Source organism: Micromonospora sp. NPDC000121, from assembly GCF_042899165.1.
Taxonomy (GTDB): Bacteria; Actinomycetota; Actinomycetes; order Mycobacteriales; family Micromonosporaceae; genus Micromonospora.
The window spans coordinates 113,518-137,363 of record NZ_JBIAZP010000002.1; the positions used below are offsets into that span (position 1 = coordinate 113,518).

Genomic DNA, 23,846 nt, shown 5'->3' on the forward strand with positions numbered 1-23,846 from the left:
CGAGGTGGCGGCGGTGGTCGCCACACCCGGCGTCCCCCGGCGGCGCGACGCCGGTCGGGCAGGGCAGGATGTACGGCGAGGGGGTGGCGGACATGGCTGGGCGGATCCGGGACGAGGACATCGCGCTGGTCCGGGAGCGCAGCTCGATCGCGGACGTCATCTCGGAGACGGTGACCCTGAAGTCGGCCGGCGGCGGCAACCTCAAGGGGCTGTGCCCATTCCACGACGAGAAGAGCCCCTCGTTCAACGTCTCGCCCGCCCGCAACGTCTGGTACTGCTTCGGCTGCGGCGCCGGCGGCGACGCGATCAAGTTCCTGATGGACGCCGAGCACCTCAGCTTCGTCGAGTCGGTGGAGCGGCTCGCCGCCCGGGCCGGGATCCAACTGCGCTACGTCGAGGGCGACTCCGCCGCGCCGCGGCCCCGCCCGCAGCAGGGGCAGCGGCAGCGCCTCGTCGCCGCGCACGCCGCCGCCGTCGAGTTCTACCGCGCCCAGCTCACCACGGCCGGCGCGCGTCCGGCCCGGGAGTTCCTGGCCCGCCGCGGCTTCGACCGGGCCGCCGCCGAGCGCTACGGCTGCGGGTTCGCCCCGGACGCCTGGGACCTGCTCACCAAGCACCTGCGCCAGCAGGGCTTCACCCACGACGAGCTGGTCACCGGCGGGCTGTCCCGGCCGTCCCGCTCCGGCACGCTGATCGACCGGTTCCGGCGGCGGCTGATGTGGCCCATCCGCGACATCACCGGCGACGTCATCGGCTTCGGCGCCCGCAAGCTCTTCGAGGACGACGACGGCCCGAAGTACCTCAACACCCCCGAGACGCCGATCTACAAGAAGTCGCACGTCCTCTACGGCATCGACCAGGCCAAGCGGGAGATCGCCAAGCAGGGGAAGGTGGTCGTGGTCGAGGGCTACACCGACGTGATGGCCTGTCACCTGGCGGACGTCCCGACGGCGGTGGCGACCTGCGGCACGGCGTTCGGCGCGGACCACATCGGCGTGCTGCGCCGGGTGCTCTTCGACAGCGACGAACGAGCCGGCGAGGTCATCTTCACCTTCGACGGGGACGCCGCCGGCCAGAAGGCCGCGCTGCGGGCCTTCGAGGACGACCAGCGCTTCGTCGGGCGCACCTTCATCGCGGTCAGCCCCGACAACATGGACCCGTGCGACCTGCGCCTGGCCAAGGGCGACATGGCGGTCCGCGACCTGGTCGCCCGCCGCGAGCCGCTGGTCGACTTCGCGCTGCGGCACGTCATCAACCGGTACGACCTCGACACCGTCGACGGCCGGGTGGAGGCGATGCGCCGGGCCGCGCCGCTGGTCGCCAAGATCAAGGACCGGGAGAAGCGCCCGGAGTACGTCCGCAAGCTCGCCGGCGACCTCGGCATGGAGATCGAGCCGGTGCAGCGGGCCGTGCTGGCCGCCGCGTCCGCCGCGTCCGCCGCGCCCGGGCGCGACGCCCCGCCGCCGCCCCGGCCCGCCCCGGCCGAGCCGGTCGTCGACAACCCGCAGTCGATGGTCGAGCGGGAGGCGCTGAAGCTCGCGCTCCAGGAGCCGGTGCTGGCCGGGCCGATGTTCGACGCGGTCGAGGCGTCGGAGTACCGCCACCCCGTACACGTGGCGGTGCGGGCGGCCGTCGCGGCCGTCGGCGGGGCCGCCACGGCGACGGGCGGCGCGGTCTGGATCGAGTCGGTCCGCGACGCCTGCGAGGACCTCGCCGCCCGGGCGCTCGTCGGCGAGCTGGCCGTGGAGCCGCTGCGCATCGACGGTGAACCCGATCCGCGCTACGTCTCGGTCACGATGGCCCGGTTGCAGTGGGGCTCGGTGACCAGCCGGATCAGGGACCTCAAGTCCCGGATCCAGCGGATCAACCCGGTCAACAACAAGGACGAGTACTTCGCCGCCTTCGGCGAGCTGCTCTCGCTGGAGCAGCACGCCCGGGCGTTGCGCGAGCAGGCCGCGGGAGGGCTGTAGATGGGACTGTTCCGCCGCAGGCCGAAGCTGCCGCCGGCCGCCCGGCCGCCGCTGGCCCCCGACGAGCGGGTGCTCGCCTGGGCCGCGGCCGGCAACGGGGAGGGCGACGGCGTGGTGGTGGCCAGCAACCTCGGGCTCTGGCTGCCCGGCCGGGCGCACCGGCTGGGCTGGCACGACATCCTCAAGGCGGTCTGGTCCGGCCGGGAACTCACCGTCACGCCGGCCGAGCGGGTCGCGGAGCGCGACGGCTACCTGGTGGTGGCGGACTGCCCGGCCGAGACCTACCTGCTGCTCGACCCCGGTGAGCTGCCGCACCAGGTACGGGAGCGGGTCACCCGCTCCGTGGCGTACACCCAGCACCACCCCGTGCCCGGCGGCTCCGGCCGGGTCGCCGCGCGGCGGGCGCCGGGCGTGGACGGCCTCACCTGGACGGTCCGCCTCGACCCCGGAACCCCGGCCGACGACCCCGAGGTGCTCGCCGAGACCGACCGCCTCGTCGCCGCCGCCCGCGCCGCCACCACCCCGGCGGACGCCTGACCGGTCAGCCGCTCCGGTAGAAGCGGGCCGCCCCGGGGTGCAGCGGGATCGGGTTGGTGCCGGCGGCGCTCTGCCGGGTGAAGTTGCCGCCCTCCGGGTGCACGCCGACCAGGTCGGCCTGGTAGGTGAAGAGCAGCCGGGTCAGGTCGTACGCCAACTGGTCGGGCATGTCGGCGCCGACCAGGATCACGTTCGCCACCGTGACGGTCGGCGTGGCGGTCTTCGTGCCGTAGACCTCCTTCGGCAGCTCGGCCGTGGTGTAGACGGGGCCGTGCCGGGTGCCGAGCGGCTCGATGAGGTCGGCGATCGGCAGCAGCGCGAACGTCCCCGGGGCGCTGGAGAGCAGGTCGGCGATGCCCGGGGTGGGCAGGCCGCCGGAGAAGAACATCGCGTCGAGCGTGCCGGCCCGCATCCGCTTGACCGTCTCCGGCAGGGACAGCGTGGCCCGGCGGACGTCCCGGTCCGGGTCGAGGCCGGCCGCCGTCAGCAGGCGCCCGGCGATGACGTCGGTGCCGGACTTCGGTGAGCCGGTGGACACCCGCTTGCCGCGCAGCCCCGACAGGGCGGTGATCTTCGCGTCGGCGCGGACGATCACGTGGGTGTAGTTGCTGTAGACCCGGGCCAGCGCCCGGACGGGCTGGGGCTGGCCCTCGAAGGCCCCGCGCCCCTGCACCGCGTCCGCGGCCGTGTCGGCGAGACTGAACGCGATCTCCATGTCGCCGCTGACCAGCCGGTTGATGTTGTCCACCGACGCCCCGGTCGGCTCGGCCCGGGCCTCGTAGCCGGGCAGGTGGCGGCTGATCACGTCCGCGTAGCCGCCGCCGAGCTGGTAGTAGACGCCGGTGGTGTTGCCGGTGGCGAGAAAGATGCGACCGCCGTGCCAGGGCTGCGGCCCGGCCTCGGAGGTGCCGCAGCCGGCGGCGAGCAGGGTCGCCAGCAGGGCCGCCAGCAGCCGTCGGGGCCGTCCCGTCACGCCCGGACCGCCGGCTCCAGCGCCTCCGCCACCCGCTGGACCAGCATGGCCGTCTCGTAGCCGATCTGCCCCAGGTCGCAGCCGGGCGCGGCCAGCACCCCGACGAGCGCGCGCTCGCCCGCCGCCATCACCAGCATCACCCCGCCGTCCATGTCGACGATCTGCTGGCGTACCCGGCCGGCGGACATCAGCCGCGCGGCGCCGACGGTCAGGCTGGCCAGGCCGCTGATCACGGCGGCGAGCTGGTCCACCTGGTCCGGCGCGAGGTCGGGGGAGGCCGCCAGCCGCAGCCCGTCGCCGGAGACGGCGAGGGCGTGCGACACGTCCGGCACCTGCTCGGCGAAGTTGGCCAGCAGCCAGTCGAGGCCGGTGCTCGCGGATGGGGTCATGGGGTTCTCCTGGGGGGTGTCGTCTGCTGGGTACGTCGCGTCGCGGCGGCGACGCCCTGGGCGAGCGCGGACAGCCGGGAGCGCACCAGCTCGGGGTCGAGCAGGTCGTCCTTCGGCGACGGCGCGGGGGCGTCGTGCAGCGCGGCCGGGAGTTGGCCGCCCCGGGTGCGGCGGGGCAGCGCGACCCCGGTGGTGGGGGCCGGCACCGGGCCCGGCGGGGGCGGCGCGGCGGCGGGGCCGGTCGGCCGCGCCCCGAGCACCGGGAGCGCGACCGTCGGCGCGCGGTGGATGCCGGCCATGTCGGGCAGGGCGGCCGGGTCACCCGACTCACCCGGCCGGGCGCCGGTCGGCGCGGCCGGGGCGGAGCGCGGCCGGAACCAGGGGGCCGCGGCGGCGGGTTCCGGCGTACGCCGGTCCGGGGCGGGCCGCGGGGCGACCGCCTCGACCCGGGTCAGCGCCGACTCCGGGATGTCCACCTGCGCGACGGTGCCCGCGCCGGTGCCGTACAGGTGCACCCGCACGCCGTGCCGGGCCGCCAGGTGGGACACCACGTGCAGGCCCATGCTGCCGGCGGCGGCGCTGGAGAGCATCGCGGGGACGCGCAGCCGCTCGTTGATCGCGGCGAGCCGGCTGTCGCTGATCCCGATGCCCCGGTCGCGCACGCGCAGCGTGAGCCCGTCGACGGTGCGCCGGCCGTCGACGTGCACCGGCGCGTCCGGCGGCGAGTAGACGGTGGCGTTCTCCAGCAGCTCGGCGAGGAGGTGGACCAGGTTGCCCACGGCGTCGCCGTGCACGGCGGCGGTGGGCACGTCGACCTCCACCCGGGGATAGTCCTCGATCTCCGAGGCGGCCGCCCGGATCACGTCGGCCAGCAGGTGGGCGCCCTCGTGCGTGCGGCCGGGCTCGCCGCCGGCGAGGACCAGCAGGTTCTCGCCGTTGCGCCGCATCCGGGCGGCGAGGTGGTCCAGGGCGAAGAGCCGGGCCAGGGCGTCGGGGTCGGTCTCCTCGCGTTCGAACTCGTCGAGCAGGCGCAGCTGCCGGGTGATCAGGGTACGGATCCGCCGGGCCAGCGCCTCGGCCATCCGGGTCACGTCCATCCGCAGCTCGGCCTGCTCGCCGGCCAGCCGCAGCGCGGCCCGGTTCACCGTGTCGAACGCCTGGGCCACCTGGGCGACCTCGTCCCGGCCCTGCCGGATGCCGGCCGTGAGCCGGGTGGCCGCGCCCTCGGTCTGCGTACCGTCGCCGGCCGCGATCGCGGTGATCCGCTCCGGCAGCTCGCGGTGCGCCATGGTGAGCGCGGCGACCCGCAGCCGGCGCAGCCGGCGGCTGGTGCGCACGGCGAGCAGCGCGGCGGCGGCCAGCGACGCCAGCGCGACGGCGGTGGTCGCGCCGCCGGTGACCAGGGCCCGCCGCCGGGCGTCCCGGGCCAGGCCGGCGGCCTGGCGGTCGAGTTCCTCGGAGAGCTCGCGGCCGAGCAGGTTGTACCGGCGGATGGCGCCGCTCTGGGCCACGTACCAGGCGTCGCCGTCGGTCCGCAGCCCGCCCGGTTCGGTCTCCGCGTTGAGCGCGCTGTCGCGCATCCGCCGCGCCGTGGAGACGTCGGTGCCGGCCACCAGCCGGGCGTACGCGTCCGCCGACCGCCCGACGGCGATCCGGGAGAACTCGGCCTGGCGCTGCTCCTGAGCGCCGCGCAACTGGCCGAGGCGGACCAGTTCCCCGTCCGCCAGCGCGCCCCGCACGAAGACGGTGCGGAGCAGGTCGCGTTCCAGGGCGGCGAGGTGTTCCTGGGCGGCCACCGCCGCCACCTCCCGGGCCCCGTTGGCCAGGTCCCGGTCCCGGACCTGGGCCGGCAGCGCGTCGGCGACGGCGAGCAGCGACTCGACCAGCGCCAGGTAGGTCGGGTCGGCGGTGGTGGCGCCCAGCGCGACCGCGCGGGCCGGGGCGAGCTGGCCGAGCTGCGCGTCGGCGCCGTCGAGCACCTGGCCGAGGTCCGGGGCGGCCCGGCGGGCGTCCCGACTGGCGCTGCGGTAACGCTCCACGGAGGTGTCGACCCGCCGCCGCTGCGCGTCGACGAGGGGACGGCCGGTCGAGCCGCCCCGCTGGCGCAGGGCCGCCGTCTCGCCGAGTTCCCGCTCCAGCTCGTGCACCAGGCGCACGGTGGCCGTCGCGGTGCCGGCCAGCACCCGGGCGCGGTCCGCGTCGGCGGAGGCGTCCAACGCGGTCGCGGTCTGGGTGGCGCCCAGCACGACCAGGCCGACCGTGGCCACCAGGATCGGCGCGAGCAGCTGGGTGCGTACCGACCACAGCCGGTCGGTGTGGTCGGTGGGCCGGTGGTGCCGGCGCACGCGGACGGGGTCGGGAAGCGACACTCGGGCCTTCCGGGATGGGTCGGGAGGGTGCCGGGCCCGGGCGGGACGCCCCGGACCCGGCACCGACGGGTCAGCTCGCGCCGAGGTCCTGCAACGCCTTGGCCGCGCCCCGGTGCAGCGGCACGGGGTCGGTCTTGCGGGCGGTGTCGAGGCTGATGCCCTTGGCCGCCGGGTTGGCCTGGGCCAGGACGTCCTTCTTGTCGAACACCGTCCGGGTGATCGCGCAGGCCACGTTCGCGTTGAGGTCCTTGCGGACCAGCAGCACGTTCGGCACCACGATGGTCGGAGTGTCCGCCGACGTCTTGTAGACGTCCGCCTTGATGGTCCCCGCCTGGTACGCCGGGTTGATCTCGGCCATCTTGGGCAGCAGCGGGGTGATGTCGATGAACTTCACCTTGTCGCCGGCCGTGGTGAACAGGTCGGTCAGGCCGCCCGTGGGCACGCCGCCCGACCAGAAGAGGCCGTCGATGCTGCCGTCCTTGACGCCCTCGACCGTCTTGGTCAGGTCGAGCCGCTGCGCCTGGATGTCCTTGGCCGGGTCGAGGCCGGCGGCCTCCAGCAGGCGGTTGGCGATGACCTCGGTGCCGGACTTGGGGGAGCCCGTCGAGATCTTCTTGCCCTTCATGTCGGCGACCGAGGTGATCCCCGAGTCGGCCCGGACGACGACCTGCGTGTAGTTGTCGTAGATGCGGGCCAGCGCCTCGACCGGCTGCGGGGCGGTGAAGCTGCCCTTGCCCTGCACCGCGTTGACCGCCGTGTCGAACAGCGAGAAGGCGACGTCGTACTGGCCGGCGACGAGCTGCTCGACGTTCTGCACCGACGCGCCGGTCTCGGCGGCGGTGCCGCTCAGCTTGCCGTCGGTCGCCCCGGAGAGCTGGCCGGCGAGGGCGTTGCCGACCGGGTAGTAGACGCCGGTGGCGTTGCCGGTGGCGATGCCGACGCGGGTGCTCTCGGTGACCTTGCAGGTGACCTCGCTGGCGGCGTCGTCCTTGGTGGCGCCGTCCTGACGGCCCCCGCAACCGCCGGCTGCCGCCGCGACGAGTGCCAGCGTGCCCACCCCCGCGGCGATCCGCATGTTGATCCGTCTCACTGTTTCTCCTCCCCATGGGTGACCGTTGGACCTGCTGACGGCACGCCGGTCGGGCCGGCGGTGCCGCGTCTGACGAGCACACCCGCCACCATGACGGCGGCCAGGGCGGCGCCGACCGCGACGGGTACGGGTTCGAGCCAGAGCAGCGTCAGCCCGGCGAGCGCGCCGAGGATCCGCTCCGGCGTGCCGGCCGGGCCGACGCCGGGCAGCCAGCCGCCCGCCGCCACCGCCAGCACGGCGACGCTGAGGGCGGCCACCGTCCCGGCCACGGCGATCCGCTGCGCGCCACCGATGCCGAGCAGCCCGAGGCCCGTCGGCGTGACCACGAAGGCGAGCGGGATGAGGTAGGCCGGCAGGGCGTACCGCAGGGTCTGCCACATGGTCGGCACCAGCCGGCCGCCGGTCACGGCGGCGGCGGCCACGGCGGCGAGCGCGGTCGGCGGGGAGGCCTCGGACAGGACCGCGAAGTAGAAGACGAACATCGCCGCCGCCGGCGCGGTGACGCCCAGGTCCAGCAGGGCCGGACCGATGATCACCCAGCCGATCACGAACGACGCGGTGACCGGCACGGCCAGCCCGAGCAGGGTGAGGGCGACGGCGGCGAGCAGCGCGGTGAGCGCCAGCACCACGGCCGGATCCGAGCTGACGGCCCTGGCCCCGCCGACCAGCAGCGCCGCGGCCTGCGGACCGAGGCCGGTCTTGGTGGTGGTGGCGGTGATGATGCCCGCCGCGGCGCAGACCGCGCTCACCGCGAGCACGCCGCGCACCCCGGCGCTCAGCGCGGTGAGCAGCCGGGCCGGGGTGAGCCGGTGCCGCCGGTCCAGGAAGGACAGCACCACGGCCAGGATGGTGGCCACCACGACGGCCCGGGTCGCGGAGAAGCCGACGGCAAGCAGCACGACGATCGCGAACAGCGACAGGAAGTGGTAGCCGAACCGGCCCAGCAGCCGCCACGGGGAGGCGGTGTCGAGCACGACCGCGCGGACCCCCGAGCGCCGGGCGTCGATCTCGACCGCGAGCAGGATGCCGAGGTAGTACAGCACCGTCGGGACGGTGGCCCAGCCGAGCACCTGGAGGTACGACACGCCCAGGTACTCGGCGATGATGAAGGCCGCCGCGCCGAGGGTGGGCGGGGACAGGATCGCCCCGACGCCGGCCGCGGCGAGCATGCCGCCGGCGCGCTCCGGCGGGTAGCCGGCCCGGCGCAGGACGGGCCAGGTGACCGCGCCGATGCTGACCGTCGTGGCCGCGCCCGAGCCGGAGACGGTGCCGAGCAGGAAGCCCGAGGCGACGGCGGTGCGGCCGGCCGCCGTCCGGGAACGCCGGAAGGCGGCGGCGGAGAGCTCCACGAAGAACCGCCCGGCCCCGGAGAGGTCCAGCACCGCCCCGTAGATGGTGAACAGCACGATGTACGTCGCCGCGACGTCGAGCGGAGTTCCGTAGAAGCCGCTGTCGGAGTTGTAGAAGGCGTCGACGAGCTGCCCGAAGTCGAGGCCGGCGTGCGCCACCGGCCAGGACTGGGGCAGCAGCCCGCCGTAGTAGCCGTAGCCGAGGAAGACCAGGCAGACGGCCGGCAGGATCCACCCGGTGGTGCGCCGGCACGCCTCCAGCAGCAGGAGCAGCAGCGCGGTGCCCATGGCCACGTCGACCCCGACCAGCAGGCCCTGCCGGTCGAGGAAGGCGTCGTACCCGCCGCCGCCGTCGCCGAGGGGGACCGGCAGCACCGGGTAGAGGCAGCTCACCAGCGCCGCGACGGCCAGCACCCAGTCGGCCACGGTCGGGCCCCCGCCGTCGCGGCGGTCGGGGGTGTCGGGCCGGTCCTCACCGTCCGCTCGTCGTGCCCCGCGCCGCAGCCGCTCGGGCAGCCGCAGGTTCGCCGGGTACGCCAGGAAGACGACCGGCAGGACGCCGGCCAGGAAGATGATGAGATAGAACTTGCTGCCCTGCGGGAGCGGGCTGAACACCTGCCAGAGGGCGAGCAGCGCGATCGCGAGCGTGGTGCCGGTGACCAGGACGCCGACCGGCCCGGAGAGGACCCGTCCCGGCTTCTCGTCCTCGAACTGGGCGGCGAGGTCGCGCGGGTCGGCGCCGGCGGGATCCGTCCTGTCGGGCGGCTCCGGCGGCAGCGGCGTCGGGTCGTCGTCCACGGTGGATCCCGAGCCCACGGAGGGTCGGTGTGGGGCGGGATCGCCGGAAGAACGTACTGGTGACACGAGGGGGCACGATACGCGAATTGCATAACCTAGGGAATATTGCCGACCGTGATTGCAGCCGGTAATGGTGGCGGGCATTCAATTACGCAGAGACACCGTGGCTGTGGCCGCCTTTTGATCGGAATGTGAACTGAAAACCGGTGGCAATGCGGAATGTCGGACGGCGATCGAATCCCTCTTGTCCGCTATGGTCCCGACAACGCCCTCCGGATCCTCCGTCCGTCCATCGGCCTGTGTGGGCGCACCCTCACCGACAGTGCCGTGACACTGAGTAGTGTTGTCGCTCTCCGTGCGCCCGGTCGACCGATCCCGGGCGCCGAGGGGGTCCCCTACCTGGCCACCGCCCCTACGGCGCCGCCCCCTACTCCGGCTGCGGGACGGCGGGGCGGCCCCGGTCGGCCGGCGGCGGGGCCGGGCGCGCGCCGCCCGACAAACCGGTGGGACGTGTCGGACCGGGCGGTTAGGGTCGGGCGGTGACCACGCCTCAGCCACTCATCCGGGCGCGGGGGCTGGTGAAGAGGTTCGGTGACTTCACCGCCGTCGACGGCATCGACGTCGAGGTGCGCGCCGGTGAGGCGTTCGGCTTCCTCGGGCCCAACGGTGCCGGCAAGTCCTCCACCATGCGGATGATCGGGTGCGTCTCCCCACCCAGCGGCGGCGAGCTGCGCATCCTCGACATGGATCCCGTCCGCGACGGGCCGGCCATCCGGGCCCGGCTCGGCGTCTGCCCCCAGCTCGACAACCTCGACCCGGAGCTGACCGTCCGGGAAAATCTCACGACCTACGCGCGCTACTTCGGCATCCCGCGCCGGGTCGCCCGGGCCCGCTCCGCCGAGCTGCTCGACTTCGTCCAGCTCACCGAGCGGGCCGACAGCAAGGTCGAGCCGCTCTCCGGGGGCATGAAGCGGCGGTTGACCATCGCCCGCGCGCTGGTCAACGAGCCCGAGATCGTGCTGCTGGACGAGCCGACGACCGGCCTCGACCCGCAGGCCCGGCACCTGGTGTGGGAGCGGCTGTTCCGGCTCAAGCAGCAGGGCGTCACGTTGGTGCTCACCACGCACTACATGGACGAGGCGGAGCAGCTCTGCGATCGCCTGGTCGTGATGGACGGCGGCCGGATCGTCGCCGAGGGCTCGCCCCGCGCGCTGATCGAGCGGCACTCCACCCGCGAGGTGGTGGAGCTGCGGTTCGCCGCCGAGTCGCAGGAGGCGTTCGCCGGCAAGCTCGACGGCCTGGGGGAGCGGGTCGAGGTGCTGCCCGACCGGATCCTGCTCTACGTCCACGACGGCGACGCGGCCGTGGCCGAGGTCGCCGCGCTGGGTCTGCACCCCGCCAACGTGCTGGTCCGGCGCAGCAGCCTGGAGGACGTCTTCCTCCACCTCACCGGCCGCACCCTGGTCGACTGAGTCGCTGCACCGGCGGCGCGAAGGCCGTCAGCGTCCTGCGACTCGTTCCGTAGCATCGGGCCGGCGGCCCGCCGCCCGCCCGGCGACGAGCACGGGGGTCACATGTCGAGGTTGGAGTTCCAGTCCCGCCACCAGGCCGGGCTGGGCGCGCTCTACCTGGGGGTCTTCGCCGCCGTCTGGTTCAGCGTGCCGGCCGCCGACCAACCGGTGCGGAGCCTGCTCGTCGTCGCCAGCGGCGCGGCGCTGCTCACGGCGGTGGCCGGAGCGGTCGTGGTGGCCCGGAGCCGGAGGGCGGCCGCCGCCGCCCTGGGCCGCGCCGCCGACCGCCGTTACCTGCTGATCGTCGTCGCCGAGTTCGCCGCCGCCGGGCTGGGTGCCGCCGCGCTCGGTCTCGCCGGCTGGTCGGAGTTCATCCCGGTGCTGGTCTGCGCCGTGGTGGGGCTGCACTTCTTCCCGCTCGTGCCGGTGCTGCGCGACCCGCTGCTGCGGCCCCTCGGCGTCGCCATGTGCGCCGTCGCGCTGGCCGGTCTGGTCACCGCGCTCACCTCCGGGGTGGCGGCGGGCCTGGTCGTCGGCGCCGGCGCCGGGCTGCTGCTGCTCGCCGCCGCGGTGCTGTCGCTGCTGCGCGCCCTCCGCGGCTGAACGGCCCGCGCCCGGTCCTTCGGTGCCACCCGAGCTGAGAGCCGGTCGGCCGTACTGCTCATCGCGCCCTCGCCCAGCTCAGGAAGCGGTCGGCCAGCCCGTCCGGCACGACCTGCCCGTTCAGGTCGGCCAGGTCGCCCGTGGCCTCGCACATCAGCGTGCCGAGGTAGATCAGCAGGCCCGTCCGGTTCTCGCGGTACTCGCCGAGCAGCGCCAGCCGGGCCGGGGAGCAGGGCCACGCGGCGCCGCACACCCGGCAGCGCCAGGACGGGCGCGCCGCGACGTGCGGGCGGTAGCGCGGCATCAGCGCGGGTCCTCCTCGGCCCGGCGCGGCGACGGTAGCCAGCGGCCGCCGTTCGCCCGCCATTCCTGCGCCCGGGTCAGCCGCCCCGGGCGTCCCGGGCCGTCGGTCGGGAAGACCTCCGTCGGCGCGGTCGCCCACGCCGGTGACGTGTTGGGCGTACGCCGGGGGAGCGCGGCGGGTGGTGTCGAGCGCCGGCAGCGCCAGAACCTGAGTCGCATGCGGTGAGCCTCCGTCGAGGTGGGAAGGGGGGCGCCCTGGACCTCGTCGTCGCCGGGCGCCCCCCGGCCTGGTTCCGCCCGCCGTCCGATCCCGTGAGCGGTTCCGCTGCGTGACAGTCTGGTGAGGACCCGACTACGGTGGGAGGTCCCGCGCGCCGACGACCAGGGCGTACGGCGGCCGGTCCCTGGCGGTACGAGGATGTACGGAGGCTGTCCGTGGAACGCTCGTCCATGCTGGACCACTTCGCGGAGGAGTTGCGGCTCGCCCGTTCCACCAGTGGCATGTCCCAGACCGCGCTGGCCGAGGCGCTGAGCTATTCGGGCGCCCTGGTCGCCAAGGTGGAGACCTGCGAGCGCCGGCCGAGCCTCGACTTCGCCCGCCGCTGCGACGCGGTGTTCGGGGCGGATGGGCGCTTCGAGCGCATCCAGCGACGGATCAGCCGCGAGGCCGTGGTGCCCTGGTCCGCGACTGGGCCGGCATCGAGCAGGAGGCCACCGCGCTGCGCTGGTTCGAGCCGCTCTATGTGCCTGGACTTTTGCAGACCGACGAGTATGCCCACGCCATCCTGGCCGGTGCCGGGTTGTTCGCAGCGGACGAGATCGAGCGGCAGGTGGTGACCCGGCTGGACCGGCAGGCGGTGCTCACCCGCGACCGACCGCCGCTGCTCAGTGTGGTTATCGATGAGTACGTGCTGCGCCGGCAGATCGGCGGGCCGGAGGTGATGCGCGAGCAACTGCGGCACTTGGTGAAGCTTGGTGGGGCGCTGCCCCGGGTGCGGATCCAGGTCGTGCCGCTCTCTGCCGGGGCGTACGCTGGGCTCGATGGTCCCTTCGTGATCGCCACCTCGCCCGCCGGTGAGGACGTCGTCTACCTGGACGGGCAGCGCCACGGGCAGGTGATCGACCGCGCCGAGTACGTGCGGCAGATGGTCGAGGTGTGGGAGTCGATCCGCGGTGAGGCACTATCGCAGCAGCAGTCCCTCGAATTGATCGCGGAAGTGGCGGAGACATGGACCTGACCGGTGCCCGGTGGCGCAAGAGCACCCGCAGCAACGGCAGCGGCGGTGCCTGCGTGGAGGTGGCCGACAACCTGCCCGGCGTGGTGGCCGTACGCGACTCCAAGGACCCGAGCGGTCCGGCCCTGACCTTCGGCCCCGCCGCCTGGCGGGCGTTCGTCTCGGGCGTCGCCCGGCGGTAGCCCACCCACCACCGCCACTTGCCGGTCCCCGCGGCCAGCCTGGTCGACGTGTTCCCGCACGTCGCCGCGCTCACCCCGCACTGCGGGCGCCGGTTCGGGCGGCAGGCGGCGGAGCGACCGCCGGTCAGCCGGCGATGAGCAGCCCGACGCCGGCCAGCAGGGTCGCGGTGAACACGGCGGCGAGAGTGGCGGCGCGGCGGCGGGCGTGCGTGCCGCCGATCAGCTTCAGGGCGAGGGCGAGCGGGCCGATGGGCTGCATGGCTGAAGGTCCTTTCGGGCTGGTGGCGGCGATCCGGACGGCGGCGCCGAGGGTGCCCGCGGCGAGCCGCAGGGGGGACATGTCGAGTTCGGCGGCGCCGTACACGTCCGCCTGCCACTGTTCGAGATGACGGGCGCGGGAGGAGCCGGGAAGCAGCGCGGCGGCGCAGCGCACGAGGACGAGCGCGGCTCGGACGGGCATCATCACGCCTCCCGGAGGCGGGCCGGGCGGTGGTGCGCCGCCCGGGCGGCGGCCTGGGCGCAGACCCGCCGGGCGGCCACCGCTCCGTCGGCGGTGAGCTGGTACATCCGCCGCCGTGGGCCGCGGCGGTCCGTCTCGTCCTCCCAGTACGAGGTCACCCAGCCGTTGCGCTCCAACCGTTCCAGCAGCGGGTAGACGCTGCCGGACGGGCGCCCGGTGACCTTGATGATCTCCAGCCCCCAGCGTGGCCGGTCGCTGTCGACCAGCACCCGCAGGACGTCGACCGTCGCCGCACCGATGCGTCCGAGTGGCTTCACGAAGCCAAGGCTACCTATGTAGATTAAGCCTGTCCAGGGAACGGAGGGACCCCGCTCGGAGCGGAAACTGCCACGACAGGCGCGTGCGCCGGTCGTAGGGTGGCCACGGCCTGTCGTACCCCCTGGGTAGGAAGGCCGTGGTGAACGGGGGTGGTCGCGTGAGCGTGGCGCAACAGGCGCGGGAGCGGGCGCGGCCGCCACGGGTGCCGGCGCTGGCGGTGCTGGCGCACTACCTGGTCGGCTACCGGCGCACCTGGCGGGGCGGGGTCTTCTCGTCGTTCCTGCTGCCGGTGCTGACCGTGCTGGGGTTCGGGGTCGGCGTCGGGGCCTACATCGACCAGGGTGTCGGCGGGGTGCGCTACCTCGAGTGGATCGTGCCCGGCCTGATCGCGTCGACGGCCCTGCAGACGGCGATCGGCGAGTCGACGTGGCCGGTGTTCAGCAACTTCCAGTGGATCAAGACCTACTTCGCGCAGAGCGCGGCGCCGCTGCGGGTGGGCGACATCCTCAGCGGGCACCTGGCGTTCGTGCTGTTCCGGGTGGTCACCACCATCGCGGCGTTCCTGCTGGTGACGGCGCTGTTCGGGGCGCTGCGCTCGCCGTGGGCGGTGGCCACGCTGCCGGTGGTGGCGTTGCTCGGCCTCGCCGTGGCCGCCCCGACCTTCGCGTACGCGTCGGTGGTGTCCAGCGACAGTTGGCTGGCGATGCTGCTCCGCTTCGCGGTGATCCCGATGACGCTGTTCGCGGGGGTGTTCTTCCCCGTCGAGTCACTGCCGACGGCGCTGCGCTGGCTGGCGTACGCGACGCCGCTGTGGCACGGCGTCGACCTGTGCCGGGCGGCGGCGCTCGGCGTCGCTCCGCAGTGGTCGGCCGTCGGCCACCTGCTCTACCTCGCGGCCTGGGCGGTCGGCGGCTGGTTGCTGGCCCGCCGCGCGTTCCGTCGCCGGCTCGTCGTCTAGGAGGGGTTGCTGTGGTCAGTCTCGTCCTGCCCCGGCTGGTCGACGTCGCCGCCGCGACCCGCCGGTCGGCGTCGGTGGCCGAGCGCAACGTCGCGGCCCTGAAGTCCGTCTACTGGCTGCTGCTCGTCTCCGGCTTCGTGGAGCCGCTGCTCTACCTGCTCTCCATCGGCGTCGGGGTGGGCGCGCTGGTCGGCGACCTCACGCTGCCCGGCGGCCAGGTCGTCACGTACGCGGCGTTCGTCGCGCCGGCCATGCTCGCCTCGTCGGCGATGACCGGCGCGCTGTCGGAGACGACGTTCAACTTCTTCGGCAAGATGAAGTACATGAAGCTGTACGACGGGGTGATCGCCACCCCGGTGCAGCCGTTCGAGATCGCCCTCGGGGAGCTGGGCTGGGCGATGCTGCGGGGCGGGTCCTACTCGGCCGCGTTCCTCGTGGTGATGGTGGGGATGGACCTGACCACCGTGGCCCGGGCCCTGGTCGCCCTGCCGGCGGCGGTGCTGGTCGGCTTCGCCTTCGGTGCGCTCGGCATGACGATCTCCACCTTCATGCGCAGTTGGCAGGACTTCGACCTGATGGGCTCGGCCCAGTTCACCCTGTTCCTCTTCTCCGGCACGTTCGTCCCCGCCGAGGCCTACCCGTCCCTGCTGCGCTGGGTGGTCGAGGTGACCCCGCTCTACCGCGCGGTGCACCTGATCCGCGGCGTCACCGTGGGCACCGCCGGCTGGGCGTGGGTGCTCGACGTGCTCTACCTGCTCGCGGTGCTGGCTGTCGGCCTGCTGGTCGCTTCGCGTCGGATGGGCAGGTTGCTCTACCGGTAGATGGTTAATCGTCGCCGCTGCCGGGGCATGTCGAGGGGACATCAGCCGACCAGAGGGAGGGGCGATGGCTTCCGACGAGTCTTCCGCCCGCAGCGGGCGCGACCACGACGATCCCGGCGCTGTGGCCGCCGGCAGGGCGGGCGGTGACCGCCGGACAGGGCGCGCCGACCACAGCGCGCAGCGGCACCGCCCCGGGCGCAGCCCGGTCGGGCCCGACGAGGGCCCCGAGAGCCCGGCCGAGCTGCCGGGCACGGGGTGGAAGGCGACGCTGCGGCGCACGCTCCGGGAGTTCCAGGACGACAGCCTCACCGACTGGGCGGCGGCCCTGACCTACTACGGGGTGCTCTCGATCTTCCCCGGCCTGCTGGTGCTGGTCTCCATCCTGGGCCTGCTCGGCCCGCGCGCGACGGCGGGCGTCAAGGACACCGTCAACCAGGCCGTCCCGCAGGAGAACATCCGGCAGATCATCGAGGGGGCGATCGGCCAGGCGCAGCAGAGCGGCGGCTTCGCCGGGCTCGCCGCGATCCTCGGTCTGCTGGCCGCGTTCTGGTCGGCCTCCGGCTACATCGCCGCCTTCATGCGCGCCTCCAACACGATCTACGACGTGCCGGAGGGGAGGCCGATCTGGAAGACGCTGCCGATCCGCGTCGGGGTGACCGCGGTCATCGGCGTGATGCTGCTGGCCAGCGCGGTGATCGTGGTCTTCACGGGTGGCCTCGCCGAGCAGGTCGGCGAGGCGATCGGCCTCGGCTCCACCGCGGTGACCGTCTGGAACGTCGCCAAGTGGCCCGTGCTGCTGCTCCTGGTCAGCCTGATGTTCGCGATCCTCTACTGGGCCTCCCCGAACGCGAAGCACGGCGGGTTCCGCTGGGTGAGCCCGGGCGGCGTGCTGGCCGTGGTGATCTGGCTGGTGATCTCCGGTTTGTTCGCCCTCTACGTCAGCAACTTCGGCTCGTACAACAAGACGTACGGGGCGCTCGCGGGCGTGATCATCTTCCTGATCTGGCTGTGGCTGAGCAACATCGCGATCCTCCTCGGCGCGGAGTTCGACGCCGAGCTGGAGCGCAGCCGCGCCATCGAGGCCGGCCACTCGCCCGACGAGGAGCCCTACGTCGAGCTGCGTGACGACCGCAAGCTCAAGAAGAAGCGCAACGCCGCCGGCCCGCGCTGACCGACCCCCGCACTGCCGCGCCCCGTCGCCCGTCCCGGGCGGCGGGGCGCCGCTTCTGCTCCCCGCGTGGCGACACTTTTGCTCGATCTGACAAAAGTTGTGACCGGATCTGCTGAAGGTATGGACAGCCGAGGCAGAAGGCTCTTACTGTGTCGGACACAACACATCGGTGATACGTCGATGTGAACGAGTCGCGGGATGAGGTGAGTCCGGTGCGGACGGTCGACCCCCTGCACGTGCGGCTGCTGCGGTTGCTCCGCGACGAGGGGGCGGTGTCCCGGGCCGAGCTGGGCGACCGGTTGCAGATGCCCCGCCCCCGGCTGCTGGCCGAGCTGGAACGGCTCGTCGGGCTCGGCTACGTCGCCGAGGCGGGGCTGGCCGCCTCCCGGGGCGGCCGGCGCTCCACCCTCGTCGAGCTGAGTCCCCACCTGCGGTTCGCCGCCGTGGACCTCGGCGCCAGCTCCATCGACGTCGAGGTGGTCAACGGCCGCCTGGAGCCGGTCGCCGCGTACGCCGAGCCGGCCGACATCCGCACCGGACCGAAGGTGACCCTCCAGCGGGTCAACGAGCTGCTGCACAAGGCCAGGGTGGACGGCGCCTACGAGCGGCTCGACGCCGTCGGCATCGGGGTGCCCGGCCCGGTCAGCTTCCGCGACGGCGTCCCGGTCTCCCCGCCGATCATGCCGGGCTGGGACCGCTTCCCGGTGCGCGAACTGCTCACCCGCGAGCACGGCTGCCCGGCGGTGGTGGACAACGACGTCAACATCATGGCGATCGGCGAGCGGCACGGCGGCGTCGCCCACTCCGTCGACGACTTCCTCTTCGTGAAGATCGGCACCGGAATAGGGTGCGGGATCTACCTCAGCGGCGAGGTCTACCGGGGCACCGACGGCTGCGCCGGGGACATCGGCCACATCCAGGTCGACGCGCACGGCCCGATGTGCTCGTGCGGCAACCTCGGCTGCCTGGAGGCCCTGTTCAGCGGTGCCGCGCTGGCCAAGGAGGCGACCGCCGCGGCGCGTACCGGCGCCTCGCCCGCGCTGGCCGAGCGGCTCGCCGCGCGGGGCGCGGTGACCGCCCGGGACGTCGCGGAGGGCGCCGGCGAGGGCGACGTCACCTGCATCCAGCTCATCCGCGACGGGGGTCGGCGGGTCGGTGGAGTCCTGGCCGGGCTGGTCAGCTTCACCAACCCGTCGATGATCGTGATCGGCGGCGGGCTCGCCCAGCTCGGGCACATCCTGCTCGCCGAGATCCGCAGCGTGGTCTACCGCCGGTCGCTGCCGCTGGCCACCGGCAACCTCCCGGTCGTCCTGTCCGAGCTGGGACCCCGCGCCGGCGTGGCCGGCGCCGCCGTCCTGGCCAGCGACGTGGCCTTCGCGGAGGCGTCGTGACCGAGCGCGAGGAGGAGATCGTGACCCAGCCCGAGCAGACGGCCGCCACGCCGGCCGATGTCGTCCCCGCCGACGCTCCGCTGGTCGAGGCGCCCGCCGACGCCGTCGCGGGCGAGGTGGTGCTGCGCCTCACCGACGTGGTCAAGACCTTCCCGGGCGTACGCGCGCTGGACGGGGTGCAGCTGGAGGTGCGTGCCGGCGAGGTGCACTGCCTGCTCGGGCAGAACGGCGCCGGCAAGTCCACCCTGATCAAGGTGCTGGCCGGGGTGCACCGCCCCGACTCGGGGCAGGTCGAGTGGCGCGGCCAGCCGGTCGCCTTCGCCAACCCGCAGGCCGCCATGCGCGCCGGCATCGCCACGATCTACCAGGAACTCGACCTGGTCGAGGACCTCTCGGTCGCGGAGAACGCGTTCCTCGGCCACGAGCCGCGCCGGTTCGGCTTCGTCCGCCGGGGACACATGGCCCGGCACACGCGGCAGATCCTCGGGCGGCTGGGGCACGCCGAGATCCCGCCCGGACGGATGGTTCGCACGCTGCCCGCCGCCGGCAAGCAGGTGGTCAGCATGGCCCGCGCGCTGTCCCACGAGGCCCGGCTGATCATCATGGACGAGCCGAGCGCCGTGCTGGCCCACGACGAGGTGGGCAACCTGTTCCGGATCATCCGGGAGCTGACCGCGCAGGGCATCGCCGTCATCTACATCTCGCACCGCCTCGAGGAGATCCGCGAGATCGGCGACCGGGTGACCGTACTCAAGGACGGCCGGACCACCGCGGCGAACCTGCCGGCCCGCGACACCCCGACCCGCGACCTGGTCAGCCGGATGACCGGCCGCACCATCGAGTACGTCTTCCCGGACCGCCCGGCGGACACGACCGGCGGGGCGGACCTGCTCACGGTCGAGGGGCTGACCCGGGCCGGCGAGTTCGCCGACGTCTCGCTCGGCGTCCGGGCCGGCGAGATCGTCGGCATCGCGGGGCTGGTCGGCTCCGGCCGGTCGGAACTGCTGGAGACGATCTACGGCGCCCGCCGGCCCGACGCCGGCACGGTGCGGATGGCCGGCCGGCCGCTGCGCCCCGGCAGCGTCGGCGCGGCGGTGCGGGCCGGCATGGGGATGGCCCCCGAGGAACGCAAGAGCCAGGCGCTGCTGCTCGGCGAGCCGATCTACCGCAACGTCACCCTGGCCACCTTCGCCCGCTACGCCCGCGCCGGCTTCACCGACGCCGGGCGGGAGCGCGCCGAGGCGGACCGGATCGCCGAGAGCCTGGAGCTGCGCCCCCGCGACGTACGCCGGCCGGTGCGCAACCTCTCCGGCGGCAACCAGCAGAAGGTGGTGGTCGGGCGCTGGCTGCTCGGCGACACCAGGCTGCTGCTGCTCGACGAGCCCACCCGGGGCGTCGACGTCGGCGCGCGGGCGGAGCTCTACCAGGTCGTCCGGGGGCTGGCCGCCCGCGGCGTCGGGGTGCTGCTGGTCTCCAGCGAGGTGCCCGAGGTGCTCGGCCTGGCCGACCGGGTGCTGGTGATGCGGGAGGGGCGGGTCGTCCGCGAGGCCCCGGCCGGCGAACTCGACGAGAACACCGTGCTCGACCTCGTCATGGCGGGGTCCCTGATGGAAGGCGCACCGGCATGACCGAGGGTCCTACTTCCACCGACGCGCCGGAGCGGGCGGCGCACCTGCCGGCGCAGTCCCCGCCGGTGGACCCGGCGCAGACCGCGGCGGCCGTCGACAAGGTGTCCACCGCCGGGCGGCTCTCCTGGTGGCGGGGCGACGGCGGCGAGGGCGCCCGGCGCAACCTCGGCCTCCTCGGCGTGCTGGTGGTGCTCGTCGTCATCGGCGCCCTCACCCGATCCGACCTGTACTCGAACCCGGACTGGGTGTGGGACAACATCCTCAGCATCCTCAAGCTGGCGGCCGTGGTCGGCGTGGTCACCGTCGGGATGACCTTCGTGATCATCGGCGGCGGCATCGACCTCTCCGTCGGCGCGATCGTCGCGCTGGCCGGGGTCTGGTGCACGACGGTGGCGACCCAGAGCTACGGCGCCGGCGGCATGATCTTCAGCGCGCTCACCGTCGGGCTGGCCGTCGGCCTGGTCAACGGGATGCTGATCTCGTACGGCCGGCTGGTGCCGTTCATCGCCACCCTGGCCATGCTGGTGGCCGCCCGGGGCCTGGCCGCCGAGATCTCCGACAAGCAGACGCAGGTCTCGGACAACGGCTTCATCAACGGCCTCGCCAGCAACAACCTGCTCGGCATCCCGCTGCTGGTCTACATCCTCGCCGCCGTGGTGGCCGCCGGCTGGGTGCTGCTCAACCGCACCACCTTCGGCCGGCGTACGGTCGCCGTCGGCGGCAACCCGGAGGCGGCCCGGCTCGCCGGCATCAACGTCAAGCGGCACACCCTGCTGCTCTACGCGCTCTCCGGCCTCTGCTGCGGCATCGCGGCCATCATGCTCACCGCCCAGGCGAACTCGGCTCAGGCGGCGATGGCGAACCTCTACGAGCTGGACGCGATCGCCGCCGCGATCATCGGCGGCACGCTGCTCAGCGGCGGGCGGGGGACCATCATCGGCTCCCTGCTCGGGGTGATCATCTTCGCCACGATCACCAACCTCTTCGCGATCAACGGCCTCACCACCGAGGCCCAGAACATGGTCAAGGGCGGCATCATCGTCGCCGCCGTCCTGGTCCAGCAGGTCCAGTTCCGCAGCCTCACCCAGTTCCTCGGCCGCAACCGGCTCACCACCCCCTGACCCGTACCGCACCACCGGCAACCACAACCCGATCCGCGCAGCGTCCGGGCCACCCGAGCGACGGTGGCCGGATCCCGCACACCCTCGTCCCGTCCAGATCCGCGAGTTTCCTCCACCACCGCGAACCCAGGAGGTCGTCATGACCCAGCACAGTCGCGACGTGTCGCGCCGCCGGCTGCTCTTCGGCGGGGCCGCCGTCGGCGCCGGCGTGCTGCTCGCCGGCTGCACCAGCAACGAGGCCCAGCCCACCGAGGCGCAGACCAAGGCGGCGGGCGCCCCCGGCGGCAACAGCGAGCCCGGCAAGCGGGTGACGATCGGCTTCTCCGCGCCGGCCGCCGACCACGGCTGGATCGCCGCCATCACCAACAACGCCAAGGCGCAGGCCGCGACGTTTTCCGACGTGGAGTTCAAGACGGTCGAGGCCGGGGCGGACGCGGCGGCCCAACGGGCGGCGCTGTCCACCCTGATCTCGCAGAAGCCGGACGTGATCGTGCTGCTGCCGCACGACGGCAAGGAGCTCAACGCGTTCGGCCTGGAGGCGATGACCGCCGGCATCCCGGTGGTCAACCTGGACCGGGCGTTCCCCGACGCGCGGGCCTACCGGCTGCAGATCAAGGGCGACAACTACGGCATGGGGGTGGCCGCCGCCACCTACATGGTCGCGCAGTTCAAGGCGAAGGGCGTCAGCAACCCGGTGATCGCCGAGATCGCCGGCATCGACTCGCTGGAGCTGACCCAGGAGCGGTCGAAGGGCTTCGCCGACACCCTGACCGCGGCCGGCTTCCGGATCGCCAACCGCCGGGCGGCGGAGTTCACCGCCGACTCGGGGCAGCGGGAGGCGTCGCAGCTGCTCCAGGCGCTGCCGAAGATCGACGCGCTCTGGAACCACGACGACGACCAGGGCATCGGGGTGCTGGCTGCGGTCAACCAGGCCAACCGCAAGGAGTTCTTCATGGTCGGCGGCGCCGGCTCGAAGAAGGCGATGGAGGACATCCAGGCCGACAACACGGTGCTCAAGGCGACGGTGACCTACAGCCCGTCGATGGCGTCCTCGGCGATCTCCCTGGCCCGGCTGATCGCCCAGGGCCGGGGCATGTCCGACCTGGTGGAACTCCAGGTGCCCAAGGAGATCATCCTCGCCTCCGAGACGATCACCAAGGAGAACGCGGGCAACTACCTGAAGCTCGGGTTCTGACACACGGGGGGAGACCCACCTTGTCCACGACAGACAGGCAACTGCGGGTCGGCATGGTCGGCTACGCGTTCATGGGCGCCGCGCACTCGCAGGCGTGGCGCACCGTGAATCGGGTGTACGACCTGCCGGCACGGGCCCGGATGGCGCTCATCTGCGGTCGGGACGCCGGGAAGGTGGCCGACGCCGCCGACCGGCTCGGCTGGGAGGCGTACACGACCGACTGGCGCGACCTGATCGCCCGGGACGACATCGACGTGGTTGACGTCTGCACGCCCGGGGACAGCCACGCCGAGATCGCCCTCGCCGCGCTGGCCGCCGGCAAGCACGTGCTGTGCGAGAAGCCGCTGGCGAACACGGTCGCCGAGGCCCGGGCGATGGCCGCCGCGGCGGCCACGGCGCGGGCGTCGGGCGTGCGTTCGATGTGCGGGTTCAACTACCGCCGCGTGCCCGCGGTCACGATGATGCGCCAGCTCGTCGCCGACGGGCGGCTCGGGGTGATCCGGCACGTCCGGGCGACGTACCTGCAGGACTGGATCGTGGACCCGCAGTTCCCCCTGGTCTGGCGGTTGCAGCGGGACCGGGCGGGCTCCGGCGCGCTCGGCGACATCGGCGCGCACATCATCGACCTGACCCAGTACGTCACCGGGCAGCGGATCAGCGGGGTGAGCGCCGTGACGGAGACCTTCGTCAAGGAACGCCCGCTGCCGGGCGGGTCGAGCGGGCTCGCGGCCACGGCGGACGGGGGCGCGGTCGACGGCAACAGCGCCGACGGGCACCGCCCGGCCACCGGCACGGTCACCGTCGACGACGCGGCGGTCTTCGTGGCCCGGCTCGACGGCGGCGCGCTGGCCACGTACGAGGCGAGCCGGTTCGCCACCGGCCGCAAGAACGCGCTCCGCGTCGAGATCAACGGCTCCCTCGGGACCGTGGCCTTCGACCTGGAACGCCTCAACGAGCTGGAGTTCTACGACGCGACGCGACCGGCCGCCGAGCAGGGCTTCAGCCGCATCCTGGTGACCGAGGGCGACCACCCGTACATGTCGGCGTGGTGGCCGCCCGGCCACATCATCGGTTACGAGCACTCCTTCACGCACCAGATGCGGGACTTCGTGGAGGCGGTCGCCACCGGCGCCGACCCGGCCCCCTCCTTCGCCGACGGGCTCCAGGTCCAGCTCGTGCTGGACGCGGTCGTCCGGTCGGCGGAACTGGGCTCCTCGTGGACGGAGGTGGAGCCCGCGCTGGTCTCGGTCGCCGTCTGAACACCTCCGGCGCCGGCCGGCGAGGGACCGGCCGCGGTTGCGCCCCGCGGCCGGGACGAGGCCGGCCCCGGAGGACGTGCAGCCGGGCCGCCACGGCCCGGTGGCGCACGAGCAGGACGGTCGTCCGGTGCGGCCGGACCGGGATTCCCCGGCCGCACCGGAGGACCGCCACCACCCCGGCGGTTCCGCCGGGCCGCGTCACCACCCGGCGGTTC

At 73.8% G+C, this 23,846-nt stretch carries 24 protein-coding genes; 15 read left to right on the forward strand and 9 right to left on the reverse strand.

The window, feature by feature from the left end:
- Positions 1-68: 68 nt before the first annotated feature.
- On the forward strand, positions 69-1,970 hold the full coding sequence (gene dnaG, locus ACFY23_RS06535) for a DNA primase (protein ID WP_350684519.1): 1,902 nt from the start codon (positions 69-71) through the stop codon (positions 1,968-1,970).
- Positions 1,971-2,507, forward strand: coding sequence for a hypothetical protein (locus ACFY23_RS06540; protein WP_350684520.1), 537 nt, complete (start codon positions 1,971-1,973; stop codon positions 2,505-2,507).
- 4 nt (positions 2,508-2,511) lie between these two features.
- Here ACFY23_RS06540 and ACFY23_RS06545 read toward each other — a convergent pair whose 3' ends face one another.
- The 5 genes from ACFY23_RS06545 to ACFY23_RS06565 form a co-directional block, all read right to left on the reverse strand.
- On the reverse strand, positions 2,512-3,480 hold the full coding sequence (locus tag ACFY23_RS06545) for a TAXI family TRAP transporter solute-binding subunit (protein WP_350684521.1): 969 nt from the start codon (positions 3,478-3,480) through the stop codon (positions 2,512-2,514).
- Entirely contained in the window at positions 3,477-3,869 is a 393-nt protein-coding gene (locus tag ACFY23_RS06550; protein ID WP_350684522.1) for a roadblock/LC7 domain-containing protein, read from the reverse strand. The genes ACFY23_RS06545 and ACFY23_RS06550 overlap by 4 nt, the downstream gene beginning before the upstream one ends.
- On the reverse strand, positions 3,866-6,238 hold the full coding sequence (locus ACFY23_RS06555; RefSeq protein ID WP_350684523.1) for a nitrate- and nitrite sensing domain-containing protein: 2,373 nt from the start codon (positions 6,236-6,238) through the stop codon (positions 3,866-3,868). The genes ACFY23_RS06550 and ACFY23_RS06555 overlap by 4 nt, the downstream gene beginning before the upstream one ends.
- Before the next feature lie 70 nt (positions 6,239-6,308).
- The gene (locus ACFY23_RS06560; RefSeq protein ID WP_350684524.1) at positions 6,309-7,328 is read right to left on the reverse strand and encodes a TAXI family TRAP transporter solute-binding subunit; all 1,020 of its coding nucleotides are present in this window, start codon (positions 7,326-7,328) and stop codon (positions 6,309-6,311) included.
- Positions 7,325-9,475, reverse strand: coding sequence for a TRAP transporter permease (locus tag ACFY23_RS06565; RefSeq protein WP_387036720.1), 2,151 nt, complete (start codon positions 9,473-9,475; stop codon positions 7,325-7,327). Before ACFY23_RS06565 ends, ACFY23_RS06560 begins: the two co-directional genes overlap by 4 nt.
- Positions 9,476-10,014: 539 nt before the next feature.
- On the opposite strand from ACFY23_RS06565, the gene ACFY23_RS06570 reads away from it, so the two are divergent.
- Positions 10,015-10,947, forward strand: coding sequence for an ABC transporter ATP-binding protein (locus ACFY23_RS06570; RefSeq protein ID WP_350684629.1), 933 nt, complete (start codon positions 10,015-10,017; stop codon positions 10,945-10,947).
- Positions 10,948-11,049: 102 nt separating this feature from the next.
- Positions 11,050-11,589, forward strand: a complete 540-nt coding sequence (locus tag ACFY23_RS06575; protein ID WP_350684628.1) for a hypothetical protein — start codon at positions 11,050-11,052, stop codon at positions 11,587-11,589.
- Between the two features lie 58 nt (positions 11,590-11,647).
- Here the strand turns inward: ACFY23_RS06575 and ACFY23_RS06580 are convergent, their stop codons facing one another.
- Both ACFY23_RS06580 and ACFY23_RS06585 read right to left on the reverse strand, forming a co-directional pair.
- Positions 11,648-11,893, reverse strand: a complete 246-nt coding sequence (locus ACFY23_RS06580) for a flavin reductase (protein WP_350684627.1) — start codon at positions 11,891-11,893, stop codon at positions 11,648-11,650.
- Entirely contained in the window at positions 11,893-12,111 is a 219-nt protein-coding gene (locus ACFY23_RS06585; protein ID WP_350684626.1) for a hypothetical protein, read from the reverse strand. Before ACFY23_RS06585 ends, ACFY23_RS06580 begins: the two co-directional genes overlap by 1 nt.
- A gap of 282 nt (positions 12,112-12,393) precedes the next feature.
- Between ACFY23_RS06585 and ACFY23_RS06590 the strand changes: the two genes are divergently transcribed.
- Genes ACFY23_RS06590 through ACFY23_RS06600 form a run of 3 tightly spaced genes read left to right on the forward strand, consistent with a single transcriptional unit; the run spans position 12,394 to position 13,309 of the window.
- Positions 12,394-12,729: a multiprotein-bridging factor 1 family protein gene (locus ACFY23_RS06590; protein WP_387051202.1), complete on the forward strand. Its 336-nt coding sequence runs from the start codon at positions 12,394-12,396 to the stop codon at positions 12,727-12,729.
- Positions 12,636-13,130: a DUF5753 domain-containing protein gene (locus tag ACFY23_RS06595; protein WP_350684625.1), complete on the forward strand. Its 495-nt coding sequence runs from the start codon at positions 12,636-12,638 to the stop codon at positions 13,128-13,130. Before ACFY23_RS06590 ends, ACFY23_RS06595 begins: the two co-directional genes overlap by 94 nt.
- Positions 13,121-13,309 carry a DUF397 domain-containing protein gene (locus tag ACFY23_RS06600; protein ID WP_350684624.1) on the forward strand — a complete coding sequence of 63 codons (189 nt, stop codon included), beginning with the start codon at positions 13,121-13,123 and terminating at the stop codon, positions 13,307-13,309. The genes ACFY23_RS06595 and ACFY23_RS06600 overlap by 10 nt, the downstream gene beginning before the upstream one ends.
- 124 nt (positions 13,310-13,433) lie before the next feature.
- On the opposite strand, the gene ACFY23_RS06605 is transcribed toward ACFY23_RS06600, so the two are convergent.
- On the reverse strand, positions 13,434-13,772 hold the full coding sequence (locus ACFY23_RS06605) for a hypothetical protein (RefSeq protein WP_350684623.1): 339 nt from the start codon (positions 13,770-13,772) through the stop codon (positions 13,434-13,436).
- Positions 13,772-14,086, reverse strand: a complete 315-nt coding sequence (locus ACFY23_RS06610; protein WP_350684622.1) for a PadR family transcriptional regulator — start codon at positions 14,084-14,086, stop codon at positions 13,772-13,774. The genes ACFY23_RS06605 and ACFY23_RS06610 overlap by 1 nt, the downstream gene beginning before the upstream one ends.
- 164 nt (positions 14,087-14,250) lie before the next feature.
- Between ACFY23_RS06610 and ACFY23_RS06615 the strand changes: the two genes are divergently transcribed.
- The 8 genes from ACFY23_RS06615 (at position 14,251) to ACFY23_RS06650 (ending at position 23,631) form a co-directional block, all read left to right on the forward strand.
- A complete protein-coding gene (locus tag ACFY23_RS06615; protein WP_350684631.1) occupies positions 14,251-15,045 on the forward strand; it encodes an ABC transporter permease in 795 nt (264 codons plus the stop codon).
- 11 nt (positions 15,046-15,056) lie between these two features.
- A complete protein-coding gene (locus ACFY23_RS06620; RefSeq protein WP_350684621.1) occupies positions 15,057-15,866 on the forward strand; it encodes an ABC transporter permease in 810 nt (269 codons plus the stop codon).
- Between the two features lie 64 nt (positions 15,867-15,930).
- Positions 15,931-17,037, forward strand: coding sequence for a YihY/virulence factor BrkB family protein (locus ACFY23_RS06625; RefSeq protein WP_350684620.1), 1,107 nt, complete (start codon positions 15,931-15,933; stop codon positions 17,035-17,037).
- A gap of 212 nt (positions 17,038-17,249) precedes the next feature.
- Entirely contained in the window at positions 17,250-18,428 is a 1,179-nt protein-coding gene (locus tag ACFY23_RS06630) for an ROK family protein (RefSeq protein ID WP_350684619.1), read from the forward strand.
- A gap of 116 nt (positions 18,429-18,544) precedes the next feature.
- On the forward strand, positions 18,545-20,056 hold the full coding sequence (locus ACFY23_RS06635) for a sugar ABC transporter ATP-binding protein (RefSeq protein ID WP_350684630.1): 1,512 nt from the start codon (positions 18,545-18,547) through the stop codon (positions 20,054-20,056).
- Positions 20,053-21,177: an ABC transporter permease gene (locus ACFY23_RS06640; protein WP_350684618.1), complete on the forward strand. Its 1,125-nt coding sequence runs from the start codon at positions 20,053-20,055 to the stop codon at positions 21,175-21,177. The genes ACFY23_RS06635 and ACFY23_RS06640 overlap by 4 nt, the downstream gene beginning before the upstream one ends.
- Positions 21,178-21,316: 139 nt before the next feature.
- Positions 21,317-22,372: a substrate-binding domain-containing protein gene (locus ACFY23_RS06645; RefSeq protein WP_350684617.1), complete on the forward strand. Its 1,056-nt coding sequence runs from the start codon at positions 21,317-21,319 to the stop codon at positions 22,370-22,372.
- A 53-nt stretch (positions 22,373-22,425) separates the two neighbouring features.
- Complete coding sequence (locus tag ACFY23_RS06650) at positions 22,426-23,631, forward strand: Gfo/Idh/MocA family protein (protein ID WP_387036807.1); 1,206 nt, start codon at positions 22,426-22,428, stop codon at positions 23,629-23,631.
- Positions 23,632-23,846: the final 215 nt, after the last annotated feature.

What these genes read in the sequence shown, in the direction of transcription:
- dnaG (WP_350684519.1), top strand. Translation starts at nt 69, where the DNA reads ATGTACGGCGAGGGGGTGGCGGACATGGCTGGGCGGATCCGGGACGAG.
- ACFY23_RS06540 (WP_350684520.1), top strand. Translation starts at nt 1,971, where the DNA reads ATGGGACTGTTCCGCCGCAGGCCGAAGCTGCCGCCGGCCGCCCGGCCG.
- ACFY23_RS06550 (WP_350684522.1), bottom strand. Translation starts at nt 3,869, where the DNA reads ATGACCCCATCCGCGAGCACCGGCCTCGACTGGCTGCTGGCCAACTTC.
- ACFY23_RS06575 (WP_350684628.1), top strand. Translation starts at nt 11,050, where the DNA reads ATGTCGAGGTTGGAGTTCCAGTCCCGCCACCAGGCCGGGCTGGGCGCG.
- ACFY23_RS06580 (WP_350684627.1), bottom strand. Translation starts at nt 11,893, where the DNA reads ATGCCGCGCTACCGCCCGCACGTCGCGGCGCGCCCGTCCTGGCGCTGC.
- ACFY23_RS06585 (WP_350684626.1), bottom strand. Translation starts at nt 12,111, where the DNA reads ATGCGACTCAGGTTCTGGCGCTGCCGGCGCTCGACACCACCCGCCGCG.
- ACFY23_RS06590 (WP_387051202.1), top strand. Translation starts at nt 12,394, where the DNA reads ATGTCCCAGACCGCGCTGGCCGAGGCGCTGAGCTATTCGGGCGCCCTG.
- ACFY23_RS06600 (WP_350684624.1), top strand. Translation starts at nt 13,121, where the DNA reads ATGGACCTGACCGGTGCCCGGTGGCGCAAGAGCACCCGCAGCAACGGC.
- ACFY23_RS06605 (WP_350684623.1), bottom strand. Translation starts at nt 13,772, where the DNA reads ATGATGCCCGTCCGAGCCGCGCTCGTCCTCGTGCGCTGCGCCGCCGCG.
- ACFY23_RS06625 (WP_350684620.1), top strand. Translation starts at nt 15,931, where the DNA reads ATGGCTTCCGACGAGTCTTCCGCCCGCAGCGGGCGCGACCACGACGAT.
- ACFY23_RS06640 (WP_350684618.1), top strand. Translation starts at nt 20,053, where the DNA reads ATGACCGAGGGTCCTACTTCCACCGACGCGCCGGAGCGGGCGGCGCAC.
- ACFY23_RS06645 (WP_350684617.1), top strand. Translation starts at nt 21,317, where the DNA reads ATGACCCAGCACAGTCGCGACGTGTCGCGCCGCCGGCTGCTCTTCGGC.
- ACFY23_RS06650 (WP_387036807.1), top strand. Translation starts at nt 22,426, where the DNA reads ATGGTCGGCTACGCGTTCATGGGCGCCGCGCACTCGCAGGCGTGGCGC.